The sequence below is a fragment of the Scytonema hankhaensis NUACC26 genome (assembly GCF_045865695.1).
Lineage (GTDB): Bacteria > Cyanobacteriota > Cyanobacteriia > Cyanobacteriales > Nostocaceae > Scytonema.
Window position 1 is genome coordinate 1 of sequence record NZ_BAACAP010000223.1, and the last position, 22,638, is coordinate 22,638.

At 40.8% G+C, this 22,638-nt stretch carries 21 protein-coding genes; 12 read left to right on the forward strand and 9 right to left on the reverse strand.

The features are described 5' to 3' along the window. Positions 1-599 precede the first annotated feature (599 nt). Both ACKTT2_RS31460 and ACKTT2_RS31465 read left to right on the forward strand, forming a co-directional pair. The gene (locus ACKTT2_RS31460) at positions 600-2,324 is read left to right on the forward strand and encodes a sensor histidine kinase (RefSeq protein WP_407894143.1); all 1,725 of its coding nucleotides are present in this window, start codon (positions 600-602) and stop codon (positions 2,322-2,324) included. Between the two features lie 569 nt (positions 2,325-2,893). Beyond that, positions 2,894-3,643 carry a metallophosphoesterase family protein gene (locus ACKTT2_RS31465; RefSeq protein WP_407894145.1) on the forward strand — a complete coding sequence of 250 codons (750 nt, stop codon included), beginning with the start codon at positions 2,894-2,896 and terminating at the stop codon, positions 3,641-3,643. A 75-nt stretch (positions 3,644-3,718) separates the two neighbouring features. Here the strand turns inward: ACKTT2_RS31465 and ACKTT2_RS31470 are convergent, their stop codons facing one another. Continuing rightward, entirely contained in the window at positions 3,719-4,576 is an 858-nt protein-coding gene (locus ACKTT2_RS31470) for a M48 family metallopeptidase (protein WP_407894147.1), read from the reverse strand. Between the two features lie 300 nt (positions 4,577-4,876). Between ACKTT2_RS31470 and ACKTT2_RS31475 the strand changes: the two genes are divergently transcribed. After that, positions 4,877-5,410, forward strand: coding sequence for a DUF4330 domain-containing protein (locus ACKTT2_RS31475; protein WP_407894149.1), 534 nt, complete (start codon positions 4,877-4,879; stop codon positions 5,408-5,410). A 181-nt stretch (positions 5,411-5,591) separates the two neighbouring features. Further along, positions 5,592-7,307 (forward strand): hypothetical protein, encoded by a 1,716-nt coding sequence (locus ACKTT2_RS31480; protein WP_407894306.1) that lies wholly within the window; start codon positions 5,592-5,594, stop codon positions 7,305-7,307. Between the two features lie 294 nt (positions 7,308-7,601). Here the strand turns inward: ACKTT2_RS31480 and ACKTT2_RS31485 are convergent, their stop codons facing one another. The 3 genes from ACKTT2_RS31485 to ACKTT2_RS31495 are packed head-to-tail and all read right to left on the reverse strand — an operon-like array spanning position 7,602 to position 9,256. Continuing rightward, positions 7,602-7,976, reverse strand: coding sequence for an aspartyl protease (locus ACKTT2_RS31485; RefSeq protein WP_407894151.1), 375 nt, complete (start codon positions 7,974-7,976; stop codon positions 7,602-7,604). After that, complete coding sequence (locus ACKTT2_RS31490) at positions 7,973-8,290, reverse strand: hypothetical protein (protein WP_407894153.1); 318 nt, start codon at positions 8,288-8,290, stop codon at positions 7,973-7,975. The genes ACKTT2_RS31485 and ACKTT2_RS31490 overlap by 4 nt, the downstream gene beginning before the upstream one ends. 39 nt (positions 8,291-8,329) lie before the next feature. Continuing rightward, positions 8,330-9,256 carry an alpha/beta fold hydrolase gene (locus ACKTT2_RS31495; protein WP_407894155.1) on the reverse strand — a complete coding sequence of 309 codons (927 nt, stop codon included), beginning with the start codon at positions 9,254-9,256 and terminating at the stop codon, positions 8,330-8,332. An 850-nt stretch (positions 9,257-10,106) separates the two neighbouring features. On the opposite strand from ACKTT2_RS31495, the gene ACKTT2_RS31500 reads away from it, so the two are divergent. Next, positions 10,107-10,709: a hypothetical protein gene (locus tag ACKTT2_RS31500; RefSeq protein ID WP_407894157.1), complete on the forward strand. Its 603-nt coding sequence runs from the start codon at positions 10,107-10,109 to the stop codon at positions 10,707-10,709. A gap of 162 nt (positions 10,710-10,871) precedes the next feature. Here the strand turns inward: ACKTT2_RS31500 and ftsE are convergent, their stop codons facing one another. Together ftsE and ACKTT2_RS31510 are read right to left on the reverse strand one after the other, a co-directional pair. Then, positions 10,872-11,624, reverse strand: coding sequence for a cell division ATP-binding protein FtsE (gene ftsE, locus ACKTT2_RS31505; protein ID WP_407894159.1), 753 nt, complete (start codon positions 11,622-11,624; stop codon positions 10,872-10,874). A gap of 192 nt (positions 11,625-11,816) precedes the next feature. Beyond that, positions 11,817-12,572 (reverse strand): WecB/TagA/CpsF family glycosyltransferase, encoded by a 756-nt coding sequence (locus ACKTT2_RS31510; protein ID WP_407894161.1) that lies wholly within the window; start codon positions 12,570-12,572, stop codon positions 11,817-11,819. Positions 12,573-13,118: 546 nt separating this feature from the next. On the opposite strand from ACKTT2_RS31510, the gene ACKTT2_RS31515 reads away from it, so the two are divergent. From ACKTT2_RS31515 to ACKTT2_RS31530, 4 genes are all read left to right on the forward strand, one after another. Beyond that, entirely contained in the window at positions 13,119-13,841 is a 723-nt protein-coding gene (locus ACKTT2_RS31515; RefSeq protein WP_407894163.1) for a response regulator, read from the forward strand. Between the two features lie 367 nt (positions 13,842-14,208). Next, on the forward strand, positions 14,209-15,525 hold the full coding sequence (gene iscB, locus ACKTT2_RS31520) for an RNA-guided endonuclease IscB (RefSeq protein WP_407894165.1): 1,317 nt from the start codon (positions 14,209-14,211) through the stop codon (positions 15,523-15,525). An 88-nt stretch (positions 15,526-15,613) separates the two neighbouring features. Beyond that, a complete protein-coding gene (locus ACKTT2_RS31525) occupies positions 15,614-17,287 on the forward strand; it encodes a SpoIIE family protein phosphatase (protein ID WP_407894167.1) in 1,674 nt (557 codons plus the stop codon). A 3-nt stretch (positions 17,288-17,290) separates the two neighbouring features. Then, positions 17,291-17,743 carry an ATP-binding protein gene (locus tag ACKTT2_RS31530; RefSeq protein ID WP_407894170.1) on the forward strand — a complete coding sequence of 151 codons (453 nt, stop codon included), beginning with the start codon at positions 17,291-17,293 and terminating at the stop codon, positions 17,741-17,743. A 175-nt stretch (positions 17,744-17,918) separates the two neighbouring features. Here ACKTT2_RS31530 and ACKTT2_RS31535 read toward each other — a convergent pair whose 3' ends face one another. Beyond that, positions 17,919-18,344, reverse strand: a complete 426-nt coding sequence (locus tag ACKTT2_RS31535; protein ID WP_407894172.1) for a YybH family protein — start codon at positions 18,342-18,344, stop codon at positions 17,919-17,921. Positions 18,345-18,699: 355 nt separating this feature from the next. On the opposite strand from ACKTT2_RS31535, the gene queG reads away from it, so the two are divergent. Together queG and ACKTT2_RS31545 are read left to right on the forward strand one after the other, a co-directional pair. Beyond that, on the forward strand, positions 18,700-19,659 hold the full coding sequence (queG, locus tag ACKTT2_RS31540; RefSeq protein WP_407894175.1) for a tRNA epoxyqueuosine(34) reductase QueG: 960 nt from the start codon (positions 18,700-18,702) through the stop codon (positions 19,657-19,659). 54 nt (positions 19,660-19,713) lie between these two features. Further along, entirely contained in the window at positions 19,714-20,349 is a 636-nt protein-coding gene (locus tag ACKTT2_RS31545; RefSeq protein ID WP_407894177.1) for an HAD-IA family hydrolase, read from the forward strand. Between the two features lie 176 nt (positions 20,350-20,525). On the opposite strand, the gene ACKTT2_RS31550 is transcribed toward ACKTT2_RS31545, so the two are convergent. Next, positions 20,526-20,897 carry a hypothetical protein gene (locus ACKTT2_RS31550; RefSeq protein WP_407894179.1) on the reverse strand — a complete coding sequence of 124 codons (372 nt, stop codon included), beginning with the start codon at positions 20,895-20,897 and terminating at the stop codon, positions 20,526-20,528. Positions 20,898-21,186: 289 nt separating this feature from the next. On the opposite strand from ACKTT2_RS31550, the gene ACKTT2_RS31555 reads away from it, so the two are divergent. Beyond that, positions 21,187-21,720: an orange carotenoid protein N-terminal domain-containing protein gene (locus tag ACKTT2_RS31555; RefSeq protein ID WP_407894181.1), complete on the forward strand. Its 534-nt coding sequence runs from the start codon at positions 21,187-21,189 to the stop codon at positions 21,718-21,720. Positions 21,721-21,861: 141 nt separating this feature from the next. On the opposite strand, the gene ACKTT2_RS31560 is transcribed toward ACKTT2_RS31555, so the two are convergent. Beyond that, positions 21,862-22,626 carry an ABC transporter ATP-binding protein gene (locus ACKTT2_RS31560; RefSeq protein ID WP_407894183.1) on the reverse strand — a complete coding sequence of 255 codons (765 nt, stop codon included), beginning with the start codon at positions 22,624-22,626 and terminating at the stop codon, positions 21,862-21,864. Positions 22,627-22,638: the final 12 nt, after the last annotated feature.

The window sequence follows — 22,638 nt, forward strand, 5'->3', positions numbered from 1 at the left end:
ACAAAGTCTCACAATATTACAAAGTCTCACAATATTACAAAGTCTCACAATATTACAAAGTCTCACAATATTACAAAGTCTCACAATATTACAAATTAGATATTTTTTATTGAGAAGTCTTTTGTTTGTACTCAATAACTGTTAAAAATGTGCATATCCCGATCGCTCTCATATAATGGAGGACATGCCAACCATAATAGTTACTAGTATGAAAAGAATAAATACTTACAGGTAAATAGCAGCTTGCGCTCGCGTGGGACGAGGTTAGTTGAAGGCTGAATTGTAGCAAAATAAAGCCAAGAAAAAGTAAATTTATTATAAAATTTTACATTCCCTCCACCCGCAAAAATACTATAGCTCCAATTGATGAGTAGCGCGTCATTTGAAAAAATAAAGGCACTTCATAAAAAATTCATAAGAAATCTTTGAAACTTAGCCTTTATTTAACAAATATCGCCCAAAGTCTAAAGTGAATAATTGCCTGAATTTTGAGAAAAAAAAAGATAAAGTAATAGTTGTCAATCGCAAGTTCATTAAGAAAATTGCAACATCTATATAGATACACAGTTTTTTGTAGGAGGGCAAGGAGAATTTGAGGTATGCAAACTCAAAAACCAACCTCTGTTGACAGCAATATAGAAAAAAAACAAGTGTCAGCCGATCCGCCCTCTACCGACGAACTCCCAACTATCGAATTTCCCTCCCGAGGGAAACTCAAAGCTAGTTCTTGGAAAATTCATCAAAAAATTGGCTATGGCTACTTTTTAGCGATTGGCATTGGTTTTTTAGGCTCTCTGACTGGTGTAGCGATCGCTAACTACTATCGAGGAATAGAGACTGGGCAATTGACTCATGCTCGGTATCAGACACAGATGCTGGCTAAATATAGGAATGCTTTAACAGGCGTACAGTTACACAGCTCGAACGTAATTGCTGTAATCAAAGATCGAGAACGGTTGTCTGACAAAAGAGATAACCTGTTTAGGAATTTTGAAGAAGCGAAAGGTATACAAAAACGAATTATAGAATTTTTAGACAGCAAACCCGGAAAGTTAGCAGCTACCGAAAGTACTCTCCGAACCCTCATACAAGATTATGAAAGTAATTTAGATTCCTATATTTGGCAAATAGAAGCCGTTATACAACAGCTGGAAAAGCAGCCTCAACAGCCACAAAACACTTCCGCAGCACAAGAGCAATTACTAGAAATCATGGGTGGCGAAACAGCTATCCGGCTCGAGCAGTTACGCCTGCAATTGAGTAATATTTTGCAGACAGCAGAAGAACAAGAGCAAGAAATAGAAAGAGACGTAGACTTGGCAAAAGGAGTCGAGCGGTTAATTGTGATAGTCAGTATGCTCCTATCAGTCGCGATCGCCGCAATTATAGCTTGGCGGACTTCCAGAGCCATCGCCGAACCAGTCATTCTCGTGACACAAGTAGCAGAACAGGTGGCAAAAAAATCTAACTTCGATCTGCGAGCACCAGTTAGCACTGAAGATGAAATTGGTTTACTAGCTAAATCTCTAAACCGTTTAATTGAAAGAGTCTCCGAACGGACTAAAGAACTACAACAAGCAAAAGAACTTGCAGAAGCAGCTAGTAAAGCAAAAAGCCAATTTCTTGCCAACATCAGCCACGAGTTACGCACGCCATTAAATGCCATTATCGGTTTGAGTCAACTGCTCAAAGATGATGCAGCTGATTTTGGTATGGCAGAAGATTTTATCAGTGACTTAGAATCGATCAACGGCGCGGGAAGGCATTTACTAACACTGATCAACGATATCCTCGACCTTTCAAAAATTGAAGCGGGGAAAATGACCTTTTACCCTGAAACATTTGAACTAGCAACATTACTTAATAATATTGTGATGACAGTCAAGCCGTTGGTAGAAAAAAATGGCAATGTTCTAGAAGTTTATTTTGAAGAAGAACTTGGCGTGATGCATACCGACCAGACAAAGCTCAGACAAGTTCTGTATAACTTATTAAGTAATGCTGCTAAATTTACTAAAAATGGCAAAGTTAAACTTTTGATAGAGAAAGACAAACAGGGCTTGCGTGAAAATGGTTCTACCAGGATTATCACTTTTACAGTTGAAGATAGTGGAATTGGTATGACATATCACCAACAGCAGCAGTTATTTCAACCCTTTACTCAGGGAGATGCCTCTACGACTAAAAAATATGGCGGAACTGGACTAGGGTTAGCAATTAGCCGTCACTTTTGCCAAATGATGGGAGGTGAAATTACTGTTAGAAGCGAGCCAGGAGAAGGCTCAGTTTTTGTTGTTCGCCTTCCCATGACTGTTAAACATTAATGAAGAGTTAGTGGTTGGAAGCAACTAACCATTAACAACCAACAACTAACAAATTTATTCCTACTGTGACACATCTTAACCACATATGGGCATAATGACCTTACAGCCATTTTTAAGTAGATAGACCACCTAATTGTGGTACGGAGAGCAGCGCCCCTATCTCAAGCGCGGAGACGCACTCGCGTTCGGGGTTCGCCAGTCGCTGTGAGTTCGGGAAACCCTCCTGCAGCGCTGGCTCACCGTGCGGAGAGCAGTGCGTTGCGGGGGTTCCCCCCGTTGAAGCAACTGCGGAGGGTCTCCCCCCTTGCCCCTTATCCCCACTTCGTGGGGGCCCCGAGTTCCCCAGAGGGGGCCCCAAAGCCCCCCGTTGAGGCGACTGCGGAGCGTCCTCGCCCGTCTTCTAATACAGGCGAGGACGCCCGTACCACAAGAGCAGAGTGCGGTTCATTTAGGTGAAAACTGCTGTAAATACAATAACTTTTTCAGCTGTTTGTAACTCGTATTTACGAAATCAATTTAGCTTGAACTGTAGCACAAGTATTATACAAAGCGATCAAAACACAGATCTAATGAGCGCAACTAGCTACCGCCGGATAATTATTGGGGATGTGCATGGTCACTACGAAAGTTTGATGACTTTGTTAGATGCGATCGCCCCCATATCAGACGATAAGATATATTTTCTCGGAGATTTAATCGATCGCGGACCTCAAAGCTCGCAAGTCGTGGATTTTGTGAAGAACAATCACTACGAATGCGTTTTGGGCAATCACGAACATATGTTATTAAATATTTTAACTAGCGGACAAGCACCGACATCAATAGTACAAGCATGGCTGTGTAGTGGCGGACAAGCAACAGTTGCTAGTTATAAACAAGCCACAATTCCTGAAGACCATGTGGAATGGCTAAGAGCTTTACCTATATATATAGACTTAGGAGATATTTTGCTAGCTCATGCGGGAGTCGATCCCTCAATTCCCCTTGTAGAACAAACTGCCGACCAAATGTGCTGGGTGCGAGACAAATTTCACAGTATAGATGAACCCTATTTTGCTGATAAATTAATTATTGTTGGTCATACAATCACCTTTACTTTGCCAGGAATTCTACCCGGTCAGATAGCGCAAGGCAAAGGATGGTTGGATATAGATACGGGTGCTTATCATCCACGAAGTGGCTGGTTGACAGCACTCGACATCACAAATCAATTAGTCTACCAAATTAATGTTTTAGACAAATGCCTCCGCACTCTACCACTAGAAGAGGCATCGGCAATTGTCAATCTAGAGGGATTCAGGGTTAAGGTTAGGGGTTAGTTGTTGGTAGTTAATTGTTATTGGTTAGTTGTTAGTAGCAATCCCCAATCGCCAATCCCCCGCCAATCCCCAAAACTAACGTAACGCTCTGGTTTTTGCTTGGTAAGCTGCTTTATCCAAACCCGCGCCACCACTACTAGATTGGGAGGCTATGGCACTTTCAAGTGCCTTAATGCGATCGCTTGTTGCGGGGTGAGTGCTCAAAAATGAAGGAGTTCCAGAACTCTGTTTCAAAAGTTTTTGCATAAAAGAAACCATGCCAGATGGAGCGTAACCACTGCGTGTTAAAGTTCTCAAGCCTCTTTTGTCTGCATCATATTCATCTTCACGACTGCGCGGACGGTTCAAGGCTAAATCTACACCGATAGCCACTGCTTGAGAACGATCTAACCCAGCAGCTGATGCTACACCACCTGCAATTGCTCTTTGTCGCATTTGCTTGACCAAATGCTTTCCGCCAATATGACCAATTTCGTGAGCTATTACACTTGCCAATTCCGCTTCATTGTCTGCAGCTTTTATCAAGCCCGTGTTAACGTATACAAATCCTCCAGTTGTGGCAAAAGCATTGATGCTGTTATCCTCAACAACTTGAAAGGTAAAAGGCAAGTCGCTGCGATCGCTGTTATCAGCTAATCGTCTGCCAATTTGTTCCACATAATCGCTAATTGCCGAGTTACGATAGAATCTCACTTCACGACCTAGCTGTTGATTCATCTGCTTGCCAAGCTCAACTTCTTGACGAGAGGATATGTTAGAAAGTTGAATAACTTGTACGCCTTGTATTAATGTTGGTACCCAGCGCTCAATCCCCGCCCAAGTTTTTACGGGTGTACTTAAGCACAAACTTAAAGCTACTGTTAAGGAAATTAACGGATAAAACCAATTCCGTCGCCAATAACGAGAGTTTGTAGAAAAGCGGTTCCTGTTCATAACAATCCGGTTTCAAAAGAATTTGAGTAGAAGTAAAACTATGTGACGAATTTCTCTCTTTATGAGTTGCATGGTAGGAATGGGGACTGGAGACTGGGAACTGGGGAATTAGCACTTCTACCTTGTCTACCTTGTCTACCTTGTCCCTACTCCCTACCCCCTACCCCCTACTCCCTACTCCCTCGTTGTGATAGACTATTGCACGATCGCAGCGCCCAATAATTTTTCGTCCGGCAAAATAGATGAAAGTGCTGCATTCTTACTAAAGATATACTGCTACCATTATCAGAAAAACTTGTTATGGCTATTTTAGATTCCAAAGGTCGTTTATTCGGTAAAATCAGCATTCTCGATTTCGGTGCTTTACTTGTCATTTTGCTGGTTATATTCGGTATTTTCCTATTTCCTGGTGGTTCTGGTTCTGTTGCCCAAGTTGGTAGTAAAACAGTACCTATGGAAGTAGACTTGGTTGTTCGGGGGTTAAACGTTCGCGATCCGGAACAGTTGTTCGCACGCGGGTTTGAAAAAGGTGGTAAGACTAAAGTGATTATCCGCAATCAACCCTATGGCACGATTGATATTAAATCGGTTAAAGTACTACCAAGAACAGTTATAGTTCCTCAACCTGACGGTTCCCTAAAAGAATTACCAGATATCAAATCCAATAATTACAGCACTGATATGCTTTTGACTTTACAAGGCAAAGCCCAAGTGACACCAGAGGGACCAGTGTTAGGTAATAGTAAAGTTAAAATTGGTATGCCAATTGAGTTAGACGGCTTTAACTACAATTTTAACAGCACTGTCATTGATGTCAGGTTGCAGGATAAATGAGTTAGTGGTTAGTGGTTAGTAGTTAGTGGTTAGTGGCTAGTTGATTTCAACAACTAACAACTAACAACCAACAACTTACAAACAACAACTAACAATCATGATAAAAACTATTGTCATATCATTAATATGTCTTCCAATTGGCTGCACTCTGGTTAAAGCAGAAAATCAGTGGACGCCAGAAATGGAAAAAGAGTTTCAGTTGCGGTCTCAAGCAGCCTTAACAAAATTGACTGACAGCAAATACGGAACTACATCTTTTGAGAGTGAAAAGAGATCCTATCCTAAGGCAATGATTGATTTTCTTGCCGGAAACCGAGAAAAGGCTATTTCCTTTTTACAATCTGAAGATGCAGATTCTAAAAGTCACGCTCATACGTTAGGAATTGATTTTTACTCTGGTTTTACTCTCAAAGGTCAAGTTCGCAAATACTTTTACTTTGGTAAGTACCTCGATCCATCCTACCGACAGAGAATGAAACGGGCAATGCAACTGTGGACAGAGGTAGATCCACTGACACGACGCTTTCCCAACAGACAGCAGTTTTGGCCAAAAGATAATTGCGATACCTGGGTAGACTGTCGGAACACAGATAATTTAAGGGCAATGCGAGAAGTTTCTGTGTACTTATTTGCTGAAGAAACAGGAAATGAAGCTACTCGCAAGCTTTATAAAGAACGTATTCAAAGAAATGTTCGTATTCTTTACCAAATAGGACAGGGCGAGTGGGATTCCGAAAACTATTTGGGACACACCATCTCAACTTATGTCAACCTCTATGATTTTGCCAAAGACCCTGAAGTCAAATCTCTGGCAAAATCCGTGTTGGATTGGTCTTTGACTTCTGGTGCTATTAAATATTGGCGGGGTGGATTTGGCGGTCCTTCCAAACGCGATTACAACCAGGGAAACTGTGTTTGGTGTTCTTTAGCTACTCATGAATTGGGGTTGTACTTTGGCGATTCTCCTCTTGCAGATCCCAATCCTTCACCTGACTTAGTACATTTAATAACTAGCACCTATCGTCCACCTTCAGCAGTTGTTGCCTTAGCACGAAAGCAATTTCAAAAGCCACTTGAATTGCTGAATTCCAAACCAACTTATGAAAATTGGAAACCGGGTGGTGATGCTGCACCAGAATTTTACGAAACTCTATATTTTGGAAATACCTTCCAAATAGGAACTTTAGCTCGAGGTTCTGGGGGTGACTGGAATGGTTTTAAGATGATGGCGTTTAATTCTAAGCGTGGTGTTGATTATTTTATTGCAGCAACAGGAACAGATCCAACTCAAATCTCTTCTTCGTCTATTGGTGGCGATCGCATTGCTCAATACCGTAATTTAATTATTTGGCTTAACGATCGCCCCAATGCACCATTTCAGTTTTTTGTACCAAAGTCTGTTAAGTTAGAAACTAAAAAAGGAGTGACTTTTCTTGGTTATGAAAAGACATGGTTAGCATTGACACCTATTAATTTAAAAATTGAAGGAATTAACAGTGCAGCAACTGAGAAAATTTTCAAGAAATACCCCGATAATCAAATTATAACTGCTATGGGTAATGACAAGATTAGCGGATTTGCTTTGGAGATAGGAGAGAAAGAAACATACGGTAGTTGGGATAAATTTCAACAATTTGTACTGAGTCAATCTCGCTTGAACTTAAGTGAAATTAGCAACAAAACTGTTGAATATAAAGGTATTTCGGGAAAGGTGCAACTTCAGCATCAATCTCAAGGATTACCAAAAGTTTGGCGCAATGGAAATTTGCATGATTGGCGAAAGCATTACGCTGTTTACCAAAATACTCTTGGTAAGAAAACCCTAATTTACCAAGGTTGGAAACAAGGGACTCTTGAGATAACAGCAGGCGGCTATAATTTCACCAGTAGTCCTTAATTTTCAAGGGAGCATCCCTACGAGTGCAAAATTACCCTCAGAATAGAATTCTCTTGCTATACAAACCAAGTCCACCTACGTGGACTTCATATTAATTAGTCCATGTAGGTGGTGAGTCCAACGCTACAGGCGGTGAGACCAGTGCGCCTATGAGGGTTTCCCGCGCCCAGGCAACTGGCGAACCCGGAGGGGTTTCCCGCGCTCTGGCGACTGGCGAACCCGAAGGGACTTAGTTTGTATAGCTGCGATTTTAATCGCTCTTGGTGTTTATTCCAAATTGGGATGCTCCCATTTTCAGTGAGACCCTAGTGTTAGCAATCCTTGAATTTCATCCACCTTTAATCTTTGTGTTCTCAGCCATTGCAAACCCATCAAAGTTTCTGACACTTCCTCTCCAACATGAACTGGAATTGTATACTCAATTTCATCTAGTATTACTTTTCCCTCATAAAGGTCAAAAGTCGTTTCACCTTGGGCTGTTATCATAGTACGTTCAAAGTCAATAATAAGCCACCCTAATGCATCAATATCTTGGGTATTAAGTGCTAACCAACCCGTTGTAAATCCAGTATCGAGCAGTGTATCAACTGAGAATAGTTCTCCATCTGCTGTCATCAAACTGATTTCAAAAAATAATTCTCCTATATTGCCGAATTTTCCTGAAATCATATCATGCCACAAGCTCCTGTCTCATTAATCTGAAAAATCACAAGCTTGCTGGAAGGATATCGCTGACGAGATTTTTTCATTAAGACATCTTCCTCTGCATCGATAATATAGTCACCACTATTTGGCTCAACACTCATAAACCAGTTGTAATGGTCAGCTATTAACTCGTCACGAACTTTGTCAAAGACTTGACGACAACGCTGGTAACGTTCTTGTCTTTCAGCTTTACGTTTTGCTAATTCTTCAAGTGGAATTGTATGTTCTGGAAATATTCTGCCTCGGCGTACTAGGCGCTGTGTAGGTTGCTGTGACATATCGATTTTAGTGGATAGATTTTATAGTGGGTTCTCATTCTAAACCGATTGTTGGTTTAAAAGAGGCAAAAATTTTCGGATTAAACCAATTGTGACTGCAGGTAGTTCTAACTGTGGTGTTAATCCTACATCGTCGAGTTGTTGAAAAATACGAATGGCTTTCGGATTCATTTGGGCAAAGCGCCGACCAATTTCTGGACCTGTAAATTCAGATTTTCGCCCCCAAATAATCGCACTCGGAGTTGTTAATTGTTCGATGTAGAGTGATAAATCAAAGGATAAATCCCCACGCACAAAAGACAAAGCTGCATATTCCGCATTGGGTTGCTGTGCAGATTCTAAGTAAGCATTGACAATTTCTTCGTATATCCGCTTAGGTTGAGCAAACTGCCTTCTTTCTAAAAAGTTGCGAATACCTCCACTTGTCGCAATTCCCGTGTTGTACAGCAATGTGTCAACTATAGGTATGCTTACTATCTGAGCAAATAGACTGCGAGAATAATCTTCGCCAAAGTCAGCAAGCCCTGCGGGCGTTGTCAGAATGAGGGATTTGAATAATTCAGGATGAGCGATCGCAACTCTAATTGTAAACGCTGCTGTCAGAGAAGAAGCTATGACTGTCACAGCGCGATCGCTCTTAGCGCAAGCCGTACCCGGCTTATCGCAAGTTTTTTGCAAAAATTCTCGGATAGTATCTAAATAATTTTCTATTTTATAACTTTGTGCTAGATGCTCCGATCTCCCCCAACCTATCAAATCGGGTGCAATAATACGGTACTCTGCCGCAAATGCCGGGTATACTTTTGACCATTCATACGCAGACGATCCACCTCCAAAACCGTGCAAAAACACCAAAGTTTCCTTTTCAGTGTTATCCTGCCAAAGCTCACCTTCATTAGTATAGTAAGTCATGATACCTAATGAAGTCACTAGAGAACGTTGCTCAAATCCTATTGGTTGATACATAAATCTTAGTTAGTGGTTAGTGATTAGTGATTGGTGGTTAGTGACAACTACTAACTATTAACCAATAACCACCAACTTACTTCCAGTGTTCCACTCTGTTCTTGACTCTGACCTACCTCTTTAGGAGGATGCAATCTACCTACTACTCATCAGAATCTAGACATAATTGTAAAATCTATACATTATATTACTTGTAATTAATATCAGTTTTTTCTACGCATAAAGCTTATTCTATTGGCAAATATTATTATATCAGGTAATTTACTGGTAGCAAATGAAACTGTAGGTAGAATTTATTTAGTAACTTTTTATGTTATCATCCCAGAAACATTACTGATATTTGTGAACTTTCCAGGTATTGTAAATATAGCGGTTCTCACTTGAATGAAGTACAAATTTATCTGCGTTCGTCTGCGTTCGTCTGCGGTTCCATAACTTTTTTATGTATTGCATCCAATTGAAAACCACTATAGTTGTTTGAATTAGTCACTGGTCACTGGTGAGTCCAGCCCTGTAGGCAGTGAGACCAGTCCTGCAGAAAGGTTTCCTTTCGTAGGGAACTGGCGAACCCGGAGGGGTCTCCCGCGCCCTGGGGACTGGTGAGTCCAGCGCGCATGAGGCGGGTTTCCCGCGCCCTGGCGACTGGCGAACCCGGAGGGTGAACCCGAAGGGTCACTGATTCCTAGTTAAAGAATGTATGAGAAAGTAGATAAAGAAAAGGTAAAGTCCCATCGACGAAGACTTCATCGTTTATAGTCTAAAGCTTTGCTTAGATTTCATATTTCATACTTTTCACTTCATTCTTCAGATGACATTCTATGTAATAAATAATCTAACTGTTCTCTAAGAAATGACAAGGCGGGGTGTCGTGGTAACACAGGCTAGTCTTCACTTGGAACAAATGCTGAGTTTAGAAGACCGTAAATTTACTATTAACGACTTTGATTTCCCAAATCAAATTGTAGATTCTAATTCACAGACTCAAAGAAAATCAACTGTCAAGAATGAAGTAGTTGATGTACCTACCTGTATCTATTTAAATTTGGAGGATTTAAGATGTTTTGAAGTTGTAGAACGTCAGTATGAGCAGTGGGGCGTTAAATTTAAAAATTGTATAGCAATACAGCCTTCCAACCCAGCCTTTCCTACCCACTCTGGTTTGACTGTCTTAATGGGTTCTCCTAAAAACGGATTTTTAGAAGCAACTTTTTTACATCCGGTTTACTTTGTCAGTACTTTTGTCACAAGTTCGCAAAGGTTAATAATGTCAGCATACGATCGCGAAAATCAACTGCTTGCTCAAACAATACTTCCAGGAGCTAACCTTGCTAATTCTGATGAGGCGACATCTCCCAACACCCTATTATCTGTATCAGCAACTGGGATTCACCGCGTAACCTTTAGCGCTTTTGACGGTCAATTTACTCTTGATGACTTTAGTTTTTGTTATTAGTTAGTTGTCATTGGTCATTTGTCATTAGTAGGTAGGGCTAAAGCCCACCACATAAGGCTTTTGTGCGGCATAGCCCTACTTACTGTTAGTTGGTAGGGTAGGCAAATAACTACTAACCACTAATTACTGTACGGGCGCAAGGCATTGCGCCCCTACTAACCCCTAACATTTTCTATATAATCTTCCATGTTGAACTTGAACCACAGGGCGGTTACATCGCCGGACTAACTGCTCGTCATGAGTTGTAACAATGACTGTAGCTCCAAAAGAATTTAATTTTTGGAGAATTTGTATAACTTGCCAAGAATTATCCGGGTCGAGATTTCCAGTTGGCTCATCGGCGAGAATAATTGGTGGCGTTGCAACTATTGCTCTAGCTATGCTCACTCGTTGTTGCTCGCCTCCAGAAAGTTGGTCGGGAAAACAGTCTGCTTTAGAAAGCAAACCGACTAGTTTCAAAGTGGGTTCTAAACGTCGTTGAATCTCTTTACGTGTATACCCTTGAGCTTGCAATACGACTGTGATATTCTCCGCGACTGTTCTTTGTAGAATCAATTTATAGTCCTGAAACACAACGCCAATACGACGCCGAATGCTTGATAAGCCATCGCCTCGTAAATTTGTTACATCATATCCATCAACAATTACGTGCCCTTGCGTAGGTTTCTCATCGCCATAAAGCATTTTTAAAAGAGTAGATTTACCAGAACCGCTCGAACCTGTAACGAATAAAAATTCTCCCTTTGCAATCTCTAAATTTACGTCTACGAGAGCGTGACAACCGTTAGCATAGGTTTTTGAGACAGAGCGCAACTGTACTACAACTTCAGTTGTATCATTGGGCTGTTTAGTTTTGCTGTTTTGAGCCTGTACGGACTGGTCAGTAGTTTCTTTAGTTGTTACAGCAGTTTTCATGAAGCACAAACACTCCTCACATCGATTTCGATCGGTACTTTATGTACTCTGTTAGGGTCAAACTTTTATAAAGCCGTAAAGAATTCATAAAGCTAACACTAAAAGTCAGTACAAAATAAGTATTCCCAGGTTTTGCCTGGGAATATCAAAATAAATCAGTGACCAGTGACCAGTGACCAGTGAATGTAACTACTAACTACTAACTAATGAGCGAAAAAACCTGTAAACGAAAGCTTTGATAGCAAATTCTGGTAGAGCTAACATTCGACGCCAACGCCAAGGTTCTTGGTAGAGACGGTAAAGCCATTCTAAATTGTTATCTCCTAACCAAGCCGGAGCGCGAGTTTTCAAACCCGACCAAATATCTAAACTACCACCAACACCAATCCATACACCGTTGGGACACAAATGGCGGTTTTGAGCGATCCACAACTCTTGACGCGGAACTCCCAAACCAACAAAAATTAATTGTGGCTGTAGTTGGGCAAGAGTTTGCTGCAATTGTTCTTCTTCTTCTTTTGAATGGAAGCCGCAATGAGTACCTACTATATTTAAATTTGGGATTTGAGAAGTCCAGAATTCGGACGCTTTCTCAGCTACCCCAGGTGCTCCACCATAGAAAAATACTTTTGCATTGGAGTTCCTTTTCCCAAGCTCGCGCAACAGTGATTCTGCTAGTTCGATACCTGGGATTCTTTGAACATTCTGCCACATCAGCCACTGCAAATAAAGAACTACCCCGGCTCCATCAGGAATGACTAAATCGGCATTCTGAATCACTTTCGCAAGGGGGTTATGTCGCTCTGCTTGCATAGTCATTTCTGCATTGAGCGTTACTACATGAGTTCCTTTACTCTGTTGCAGGCGATCGAGCAACCAGCTTGGATAGTCGGTCATTACGTGAACTGGTAGCCCTAATATTGAAAACGCTTTCTTGCGTTCAGACATAGCTTTTTTTATATGAGCTTTACAGCAAATTATATAGAACAATAAATGAAGACAAGTTAATTCTATAAGCCTTTACTAGAATTTTAAGGAACTTCCAATTCAAGGAACAGACGCGGAGACTGTAGGACGCTAGTAGCGCGGGGAGATCTCAGATGGGGATTGAACCCCAACAAGCGTTGTCAACTTATAGAAATTGGCGGCTTTATTCCGCTTGGGACCGTCGCCCCGAACAAGGGAGCAAGCGACTCTCCGCTTTACGCAGTGTCTCTACGCCCCGCGTCTCTTCGATTGTGGTGCCCAGAGCAGCGCTTGTAAAATAAAACTTTAACCTATTTTCTCAGAAATTTTTTTCTTGTCCGGAAATTTTGGTATTGGGGCAAGGAGAAGACAGAAGGCAAAGGGCAGAAGGGAAAATTTCGCTCATAGGATAGAATTATCTCTATACATACGTTTCTTCCGCCGCAGGGATGAAATTTGTCAACTGCATCTTTTAAAACTTTCTTGTACACTCTATCTTACAGCTAGAGTGTAGGGGCAAGGATTGTCATGACTAAAATTCGTGTTGTTTTGATTGAGGATCACGATCTAACTCGTGTAGGTATTCGGACAGCGCTATTGCAAAAAGAAGAGATTGAGGTTGTGGGAGAAGCTAACAATGCGACTGATGGATTGAAAATGTTAAAGATGTTACGACCTGATATTGCTATTGTCGATATAGGTTTACCAGATAAAGATGGAATTGAGCTCACAAAAGATTTGAAATCGACAAGTGGGGATGAACCAGTCACAAAAGTACTGATTTTAACTTTACGAGATAATAAAGAAGCTGTGTTGGCAGCTTTTGCTGCCGGAGCTGATTCTTACTGCATGAAGGATATCAAATTTGATAATTTACTTGAAGCTATACGTGTCACCTACAATGGTAACGCTTGGATCGATCCTGCGATCGCGAGAATTGTACTGCAACAAGCACAGCAAAATCCGCCGACTTCAGAAGTATCCTTAGCTAGTGCTAAGCGTGTTGCAACTAACTCAGAATCTGTGGAGGGACAACCAGAGGAAAATATTGACCCGTACATTCTAACGGAAAGGGAGTTGGAAGTCTTACAATTGATTGTGGAAGGTTGTAGTAATGCTGTCATTGCGGAAAGGCTTTATATTACAGTTGGAACTGTGAAAACTCATGTCCGAAATATTTTGAACAAGCTATGTGCTGATGACCGCACTCAAGCAGCTGTTCGGGCTTTGCGTTCTGGGTTGGTAGGATAACCACCTGACCAGTGACCACCTGACCAGTGACCAATGACAAAATTATTTAATGTAATTGTTGTTTTAAATACTAAGAGAGCTATTTTGTCATTTAAATACTTAAAGATTGAAGTCTAATGTCAGCACCCCTTACTAAAGTAACGGGGCTTCGTGCCTCGGAATTTTAGTTAGTTGACCGCGATTTAGCCCTTAATTGGACTACGTTATTAGCAAGTGTTAAAGTTCTCACCTACAGATGCGTTGCCAGTTTGTAGCTCTGAAAGCCAAAGATTAAACAGATTTACAAGGGGTAAGTCAGTGTAGTACGGCAAAGTACCGACTAATAACTTTGGCGAGGCTAACATTACCCAGAAATGGAGGGACATTTATGTCCAAAGTATTTGTAATTGATACCGACAAAAAACCATTAAATCCAATCCATTCAGCACAAGCAAGGCAGTTGTTGCGAAACAAAAAAGCAGCAGTATACCGACGCTTTCCTTTCACATTAATCTTAAAAGAAGCCCGTCCTGATACGCCTGTTCAACCCTTAAGAATCAAAATTGACCCCGGTTCTAAAACAACAGGAATTGCATTAGTAAACGATACGACGGGAGAAGTAGTATTTGCAGCCGAAATTAGACACAGAGGTTTTGCAATTTCGTTTTCTCTTACTTCTAGAAAACAATTAAGAAGAAGAAGGAGAAATCGCAAAACAAGGTATCGCCGACCACCCAAGCACGAATGGTTTAGGAAAGGCAACAAGCAACCTTGTTCAAAACAACGTCGAGAGGGTTGGCTAGCTCCCAGTTTACGAAGTCGTATTCACAATATCAAGACTTGGGTTGAGAGATTGCGTAAAGTTGCACCAATTGAAGCAATTAGTCAAGAATTAGTGCGTTTTGATATGCAACTAATTCGCCATCCAAATATTCAGGGAAAAGAATATCAGCAGGGTACACTTTTCGGCTACGAAACTAGAGAGTATCTTTTGGAAAAGTGGAACAGACAATGCGCTTACTGTGGTGCAAAAGATACTCCTCTCCAGATAGAACATATTCATTGTCGAGCTAAAGGAGGAAGTAATTCGATAACAAATCTGACTCTAAGTTGCGAAAAATGTAATTTCAAAAAAGGAACAAAAGATATCAGAGATTTCCTCAAAAAAGACCATACAAGGTTAGGGAAAATCTTAAAGCAAGCAAAGCTTCCACTTGCGGATGCAGCCGCCGTTAACACAACTCGGTTTGCATTACTTGAAACACTGAAAGCAACTAATCTACCAGTAGAAACGGGTAGTGGAGGTTTGACTAAGTTCAATAGAACCCAACTCCGATTACCTAAAACTCACTATTTTGATGCTGCCTGTGTTGGTCAATCAACTCCGATTCTAAATATTAAAGGAGTTAGACCTTTACTCATTACAGCTAACGGTCATGGAACAAGACAGATGTGTCGTACCGATAAATACGGTTTTCCAAATCGTCATTGTTCCAGAACTAAATTTCATTTTGGCTTTCAAACTGGTGACATTGTTAAAGCTGTTGTACTTTCCGGCAAAAAGATTGGTCAATATGTTGGCAGAATTGCGACTCGTGCTACTGGTAGTTTCAATGTCTCAACCAAAAACGGATTAGTTCAAGGAATTTCACACAAATATTGTAACAAGGTACAGGCAAAGGATGGCTACAGCTATGCATTTTAGGATATTTGGACTGCCATTAAAATGGCACGTGTCGCGGTTCCACAGCTGCGCTACGCCACAAGGTTTCCCCGCTCCCGGAGGCTTTTAGATGACTGATACAGAAGAAGACAAACTGAGGCTCATGGTGGTGGACGATGAGCCAGATAATTTAGATTTACTCTACCGTACTTTTAGGCGAGATTTTCAGGTATACAAAGCCAGTAATGCCCTCACTGCCCTAGAAATCTTGGATAAAGAAGGCGAAATGGCTGCGATTATATCTGACCAGAGAATGCCAGAAATGAGTGGAACTGAACTTCTCAGTCGTACTGTAGAAAGGTTTCCCGATACTATGCGGATTCTATTAACTGGTTTTACAGATGTCGAAGACTTGGTAGAAGCAATTAACTCCGGTCAGGTATTCAAGTATATTACCAAACCTTGGAAACCAGATCGACTCAAAGAAGTTGTCGAACAAGCAGCTGATATATATCGAGTTGTTAAGAAAAGAACTCGAGAGTTAACTCATGCTTTGCGGCGAGAATCGCTATTTAATGCTGTAACGACAGCAATTAGAGAGTCTTTAGACTACCACAGTATGCTGCAAAAAATAGTAGCAACTATCGGTCAAACCTTTGAAGCAAATTGCTGTCAGCTCAAACCTGTGGAAAGCGATCGCCTAACAATAGGTTTATCTTACTACCAAGACGCCAAATCGCTAGAAACGGATGTTGCCCTTAATCTCGATCCTCTCATAGAAAAAGTTTTAGAAACCAAGCAATATCAACTCGTACTTAATATCCAAAATGGTAAGGAATACCAGCAATTAGTTGTACCTCTTGTGTACCAACAACAGTTGCTTGCAGTCCTTGCACTCAACCAGTACAAACATATTCGACACTGGCAAGAAGAAGATATTAAACTCATTACAGGAGTTGCCGAACAAGCTGCTTTAGCCTTATTTCAAGCAAAACTCTACCAGCGCTTGCAAGAAAAACAAGAGCAGATTCATGCTGAGTTAGAGGTGGCTCGCCAAATTCAAAATAACATTCTCCGTCAAACCATGCCCGATATCAAAGGTTTGCAGGTACAAGCCTGTTGCTATCCAGCCAGAGAAGTAGGAGGTGATTTTTTTGAAGTTTTTGCCCATCCTAAAGGAGATTTATGGTTAGCTGTCGGTGATGTTTCTGGTAAGGGTGTTCCAGCTGCTTTGTTTATGGCTAGTGCCATTTCGGTTTTGCGTCGGGAATTATCTCAAGAAAGCCCCCCAATGCCAAATTTGGTGATGCATAATCTTAATGAAGCTATGGGTAACGATCTTCAAAGTAATAATTGCTTTATTACTCTTGTCCTAGCACGTTACACTCCCACCACCAGAGAATTAGTCTATGCTAATGCAGGACATATCTATCCACTTCATTGGTCATCTCAGGGAAATTTAGTAGAATCTCCTCAGTATCTTAAAATACGTAGCGTTCCTTTGGGTATCCTACCAGTATGGATGTCAAAACACGGTAAAATATCTCTTGCACCTGGAGACATCCTACTACTAGCAAGTGATGGTATTACTGAAGCTATGGTTTCACAAAAGACATTTTTAACCGTAAATTCTTCAGGTAGCTTTCACCCTGTTAGTCGTTTTATGCTACATCAACAGGGGTTATGGCAGCTTTTAAAAGAAGAACCGCAACCTCTCAACCTCAAATCTTTACTTGCTCGCATCCAAGCGGACAACCAAGTCCAAGAGGATGACCAAACTATTCTTTCGCTGGAGGTTTTGTAAATCATGAAAAGTGAGCTTCACGTACCAAGCGACTTAAAATTTTTAACTATAGTCGAAAATTGGTTGCTCGGATGCTTAGAAGTCCATCTCAAAGACTCGGTTGATTGGTCAAGACAATCAAGTCGCCTACGTTTGGTTTTAGTGGAAGCTTACTCTAATGTAGTGCGCCACGCTCATAAAGACCAGCCACTACTACCCGTTCTGCTTCGTTTGGAACTGAAAGACAGAGATATTGCCTTAGAAGTTTGGGATTGCGGTGAAGGCTACGATTTATCGAACTACTTCCCTCCCTCTCCTACTGACAGACAAGAAGGAGGATATGGCTGGTTAATTATAAATAGCCTGATGGATAAGGTTGAATATCAACTACAAGTCAATGGTGGTAACTGTCTTAAGTTAGAAGTATCTTTATCAGAGGTAAAACAACCCGTGTCTGAAACCGCATCAGCAATTTAAACTCATAACTATGACATTTCTAACTTTATATCTATAACCATTGGCTTATTAAAAATCTATTAATAATTTATAGGCTAGAAATCCTGTTTTTATGTCTTCCTTCATCTCTAAAATTCCCAATCTTTGTAGCATGGGCAATGCCCACCGAAAGCTTCAGTGGTGGGCATTGCAACCACTAACTCTTTTGTAAAGCCAATAACTCTTGGGGAGAGGCTAAGAGTTTGATTTTTGTATAAACAATTTGTCTTTGTTGATTGAGGGTAAAAAACCACAAAACATTAACACCACACCAAGATGTTTGTGCTTTACCTGTCACTTGAAACTGAATTTGTTCCTCATTTAATGGCTCGGAAATGCCTTCACGCGGCTCAGCTATAATACCTTGAGCCTCTTGTTGTAAATAATGTGCGATCGCATCTCGCCCTACGATACCAGATTCAAAAGGAGGATGCATAACTCCATCTTCTGCAAACAAAGCAGCAGTTGCCTCAAAGTCTCCAGAATTCAAGGTTTGATAGTAGCGCAATATAGTTGGCTCTGTAACTCCTTGAATCTGGAGTTGTTCGCTAACCTCGGCGGATGTGGATTTGGCTGCAGTCATAGTATAAATATACCTATAGCGAATGGCTTATTATTAATTTGAATAAAAAAGTAACTGTTTGTGAAAGCTGCTTTTGAGGTAATTAGTTATATAAATATAAATCAACCTAGAGATAGAAGATTGTTAATAGCTAATAGTTACTCTCTTTCTGCTCTAAAGTTACCAATTTTTGTTTCCAAATATTTCTTGTGGTGCGGGCTTCCAATACCTTTGCACCATCGCGAGAAAGTTGAATTTCTTTACAAAACGCAAATAAACTTTACATACGGGAGCGGTAGAAAAAATAAATAGGGATATTGTCCGACTCATGTATGATAGACAAGCAAAGTCTGTGGCAAAAATTCAGATAAGATAAATGAATCGATCCCCAGGAACACGTAGCAGTGAGATTAAAGAGAAAGCCCTAAGTTTAGGATTTCATAAAGTGGGTATTGCTGCTGTGGACGGGTCTGAAAGTGCCGAAACTCAGAGGTTACAAGCATGGCTGACGTTAGGTTATCACAGCAGTATGGAATGGATGACTAACCCCAAGCGTCAAGATATTTTGAGTGTAATGCCAGACGCCCGTTCTGTAATTTGTGTTGCTCTCAACTACTACACTCCCTACCAGCGTCCTGAAGGACAAGAGTATGCCAAAATTTCTCGTTATGCTTGGGGAAGGGATTACCATAAGGTCATGCATAAAAAACTGAAGGCTTTAACAGCGTGGCTGCAAGAAAGTTATGAGACAGTGCAAGCCCGTTATTATGCAGATACTGGTCCGGTTCAAGATAAAGTATGGGCGCAAAAAGCCGGAATCGGTTGGATTGCGAAAAATAGCAACGTCATCACTCGCGAATACGGTTCTTGGGTTTTTTTGGGAGAAGTGCTAACCAATCTGGAGTTAGAATGCGATCGCCCCCACACTCAACACTGTGGAAGTTGTACTCGTTGTATAGATGCTTGTCCCACAAGTGCGATCGCGGAGCCATTTGTGATAGACGCCAATCGATGCATTGCTTACCACACAATTGAAAATCGTAATGAAGAATTACCCGACACAGTCAAATCCAATTTACAAGGCTGGGTTGCTGGTTGCGATATTTGCCAAGATGTTTGTCCTTGGAACCAGCGTTTTGCCAAAGAAACAGATGTGCCAGAGTTTCAGCCGTACCCTGGGAATATTGCACCAAAGCTGGTAGAATTGGCGGAAATATCAGATCGAGACTGGGAGCGACGATTTCCAGCATCAGCTTTGCGACGGATTAAACCGGAAATGTTACGAAGAAATTCTCATGTTAATCTGGACGCATTACAAGAAAAGGATGAAGGGTAAAGGATAAAGGACACTTTATACTTCATACTTTATACTTCATACTTTATACTTCAGATGATTCAGAAAGTCATTATTTTTGATTTTGATGGTACTGTTGCGGACACCCTCGATGCACTTGTAGTTATTGCCAATAGACTGGCTGAAGAATTTGGCTACATACCAATAACCCCAGAAGAACTTGCTCTTTTAAGAAACCTCAGTTCTAGGGAAGTTATTAAGTATTCAGGCATTTCAGTTTTCCGAATACCATTTCTAGTGAAAAGGGTTAAGGCAGCTTTAAAAAACAAAATCAAAGAGTTAAAACCTATTTCAGGAATTAAAGAAGCGCTAATAGAACTCAAGAGCGAAGGTCATAGATTAGGAATTATTACTTCTAATTCTCAAGAGAATGTTGTAGCTTTTTTAAAAGCAAATGAACTAGACGCTCTCTTTGAATTTATTTATTCAGGGGTCACTATATTTGGTAAAACCACAATAATTAATAATATATTAAAACAGAAACAAATTAAGCTCCAAGAAGCTATTTATGTTGGAGATGAAACTAGAGATATAGAAGCATCTAAAAAAGCAAATATTAAAGTTATAGCAGTTACTTGGGGATTCAATTCACAAGCAGTCTTAGCGGAGCAGAATCCAGACTTTCTCATTAATCATCCAAGTCAATTGTTGGAAGTTGTAAAGAGATGTTAATGGTTAGTAGTTGGTTGTTAGTTAGTAGGGTGGGCATTGCCCACCAAAGCTGAATACTAAATGCAGTGGGAAATATTGCCCACCCTATGTAATATTTCAAAAATCGAACAGGAATCTATATACAGTAGCAAATAACAATTAACAACTGTATGGGCGCTGCGGCAAGAGCGCCCCTACTACTTAGATTGTCCTTTTTCCAGAGCTTCTTTAACTAAATCATCGCTAACTTCTGTAACAGATTCAGTCTTAGAAGCGTTCACATCCTTTGCCATGTCTACGTAATCATCTGGATTACCAGTTTGCTTTGCTGTGGTGTTTGTTTCTTCTGGTGCGTGTAATTCATGCTCTGGTGCAGTTACTTCAGCAGCAGCTTTTGCGCCTTCGCCAGTGCGATCGATATCACTTACACTCAATTTCTGAGCTGCTTGATAATCTGCTTCAAGATCTACTTCTGGTACTTTTTCTTCACCACTCGCCATATTCTCTGCTGCTAGCTCTGCATCCTGGGTAGGAGCTTCGGATGGATTGGGCTTAATTTCGTCAGGCATAGGTCACCTCGTAAGTAATTTTGTCATTGTAGCGATTGTATCAAGGTTATCTACTTTTTTCTTGGCATCCTAAGATAGATTATTACCTCTATTGAAAGACAGAGAAAATATTTTTTTTAAATCTCTTTCTCTTGGTGGTGGAATGAGGCGATCGAACTCTGATACGCCTTAATAATAAGTAAAAGTTAATGGTTAGTGGTTAGTGGTTAGTCGTTAGTAGCTATTCTTTTCTACTAATGACTAACCACTAACTACTAACTGCTAACAGTTTTAAATTAGGAGATACATTATGACTGCAAGTTACAATAAACAAGCCCCTCAAGCTTTAAGCAATGAAACTCAGAAAGTAGTTGATGCATTTAATGGATTGGATACTGACGCTAAACTAGCTTGGTTGTATTACGCCTATAAAAAAATGGGCGATTCTATTACTCCAGCCGCACCAGCAGCAGCCGAACCAGAACTAGCACCAAAACTTGTAGGTGATGAATATCTTCAAATGTCTGATGACCAACAATTAGCAATTATGCGACAAATTGTGAATCGTGAGGACACAGAACACTCCCGTGCATACGGTGCAATCAAAGAAAATAATCAGCTTTTTGTCTGGTACGCATGGGCAGTTGCTATGGGTAAAAGCGTCGTTGATCTGCCAGCAAATTACAACGCAACTGATGCCATAAACAACGTGCTTTCTCAAATAGAAGGTTTGGATTTTGAAGAGCAAATGTCTGTGTTGCGGACAATCGTCGCACAAATGGGATACACCGATGTTAAACCCATTGAAACACAAGCTCAAACTGGGAAAACAACAAGTTTGTAAATGGCTAATCAATACTACTCGGTTAAGTAGGGTGGGCAATGCCCACCGAAATCCTATGTGGTGGGCATTGCCCACCCTACTTGTATTTCACAAATCAAGTTAAGAAGACTATCAATGCTATTAACAACCAACAACTAACAACTAGCCATTAGCTATATGTGTCAAATCAGATGGAGTTAAGTTGGAGTGAACGACTTGACCATCGCGAAACCAAACAATGCGTCTTGTTTGACGAGCAACATCTGGTTCGTGAGTTACCATAACAACAGTAATACCGCTAGCATTCAGTTCGGTAAAAATATTGAGAACCTCTTGAGTGGTACGAGAGTCAAGCGCACCTGTGGGTTCATCAGCGAGGAGAACAACCGGACGTGTAACGATCGCTCTTGCAATTGCCACCCGTTGTTGTTGTCCGCCTGAAAGTTGGTTTGGCTTATTGTTCAAACGTTTTTCCAAGCCAACTCTTTTGAGTGCTTCAGCCGCCCTGTCCCGACGTTCGCTCGATTTTACTCCAGCGTAGACCATTGGCAGCATCACATTTTCCATTGCAGAAAGTTGGGGTAACAGGTGAAATTGTTGGAACACAAACCCCAATTTTTTATTGCGAATATGAGCCAAGTCTGTATCATTCATTTGAGCAACATCGACATTATCCAAATAATAATGTCCTGATGTGGGACGATCTAAACAACCAATGATATTCATGGCTGTAGATTTACCAGAACCAGAAGGTCCCATGATGGAACAATATTCGCCTTCTTCTACGGTAAGGTTAACATCATTGAGCGCTTGCACTTCAGTTTCACCACTACCATAGACTTTAAAAATATTCTCCAATCGAATAATAGCCGATTGAGAAACAGTTGCAAGTTCTGAAGTTTGAATTTTTAGTTTATTATTTATCATTGGTCACTGGTC

Bases quoted from the DNA above. Each gene is read 5' to 3' on its own strand.
- ACKTT2_RS31460 (WP_407894143.1), top strand. From the start codon at position 600: ATGCAAACTCAAAAACCAACCTCTGTTGACAGCAATATAGAAAAAAAA.
- ACKTT2_RS31465 (WP_407894145.1), top strand. From the start codon at position 2,894: ATGAGCGCAACTAGCTACCGCCGGATAATTATTGGGGATGTGCATGGT.
- ACKTT2_RS31470 (WP_407894147.1), bottom strand. From the start codon at position 4,576: ATGAACAGGAACCGCTTTTCTACAAACTCTCGTTATTGGCGACGGAAT.
- ACKTT2_RS31475 (WP_407894149.1), top strand. From the start codon at position 4,877: ATGGCTATTTTAGATTCCAAAGGTCGTTTATTCGGTAAAATCAGCATT.
- ACKTT2_RS31480 (WP_407894306.1), top strand. From the start codon at position 5,592: ATGGAAAAAGAGTTTCAGTTGCGGTCTCAAGCAGCCTTAACAAAATTG.
- ACKTT2_RS31485 (WP_407894151.1), bottom strand. From the start codon at position 7,976: ATGATTTCAGGAAAATTCGGCAATATAGGAGAATTATTTTTTGAAATC.
- ACKTT2_RS31490 (WP_407894153.1), bottom strand. From the start codon at position 8,290: ATGTCACAGCAACCTACACAGCGCCTAGTACGCCGAGGCAGAATATTT.
- ACKTT2_RS31495 (WP_407894155.1), bottom strand. From the start codon at position 9,256: ATGTATCAACCAATAGGATTTGAGCAACGTTCTCTAGTGACTTCATTA.
- ACKTT2_RS31500 (WP_407894157.1), top strand. From the start codon at position 10,107: ATGACAAGGCGGGGTGTCGTGGTAACACAGGCTAGTCTTCACTTGGAA.
- ftsE (WP_407894159.1), bottom strand. From the start codon at position 11,624: ATGAAAACTGCTGTAACAACTAAAGAAACTACTGACCAGTCCGTACAG.
- ACKTT2_RS31510 (WP_407894161.1), bottom strand. From the start codon at position 12,572: ATGTCTGAACGCAAGAAAGCGTTTTCAATATTAGGGCTACCAGTTCAC.
- ACKTT2_RS31515 (WP_407894163.1), top strand. From the start codon at position 13,119: ATGACTAAAATTCGTGTTGTTTTGATTGAGGATCACGATCTAACTCGT.
- iscB (WP_407894165.1), top strand. From the start codon at position 14,209: ATGTCCAAAGTATTTGTAATTGATACCGACAAAAAACCATTAAATCCA.
- ACKTT2_RS31525 (WP_407894167.1), top strand. From the start codon at position 15,614: ATGACTGATACAGAAGAAGACAAACTGAGGCTCATGGTGGTGGACGAT.
- ACKTT2_RS31530 (WP_407894170.1), top strand. From the start codon at position 17,291: ATGAAAAGTGAGCTTCACGTACCAAGCGACTTAAAATTTTTAACTATA.
- ACKTT2_RS31535 (WP_407894172.1), bottom strand. From the start codon at position 18,344: ATGACTGCAGCCAAATCCACATCCGCCGAGGTTAGCGAACAACTCCAG.
- queG (WP_407894175.1), top strand. From the start codon at position 18,700: ATGAATCGATCCCCAGGAACACGTAGCAGTGAGATTAAAGAGAAAGCC.
- ACKTT2_RS31545 (WP_407894177.1), top strand. From the start codon at position 19,714: ATGATTCAGAAAGTCATTATTTTTGATTTTGATGGTACTGTTGCGGAC.
- ACKTT2_RS31550 (WP_407894179.1), bottom strand. From the start codon at position 20,897: ATGCCTGACGAAATTAAGCCCAATCCATCCGAAGCTCCTACCCAGGAT.
- ACKTT2_RS31555 (WP_407894181.1), top strand. From the start codon at position 21,187: ATGACTGCAAGTTACAATAAACAAGCCCCTCAAGCTTTAAGCAATGAA.
- ACKTT2_RS31560 (WP_407894183.1), bottom strand. From the start codon at position 22,626: ATGATAAATAATAAACTAAAAATTCAAACTTCAGAACTTGCAACTGTT.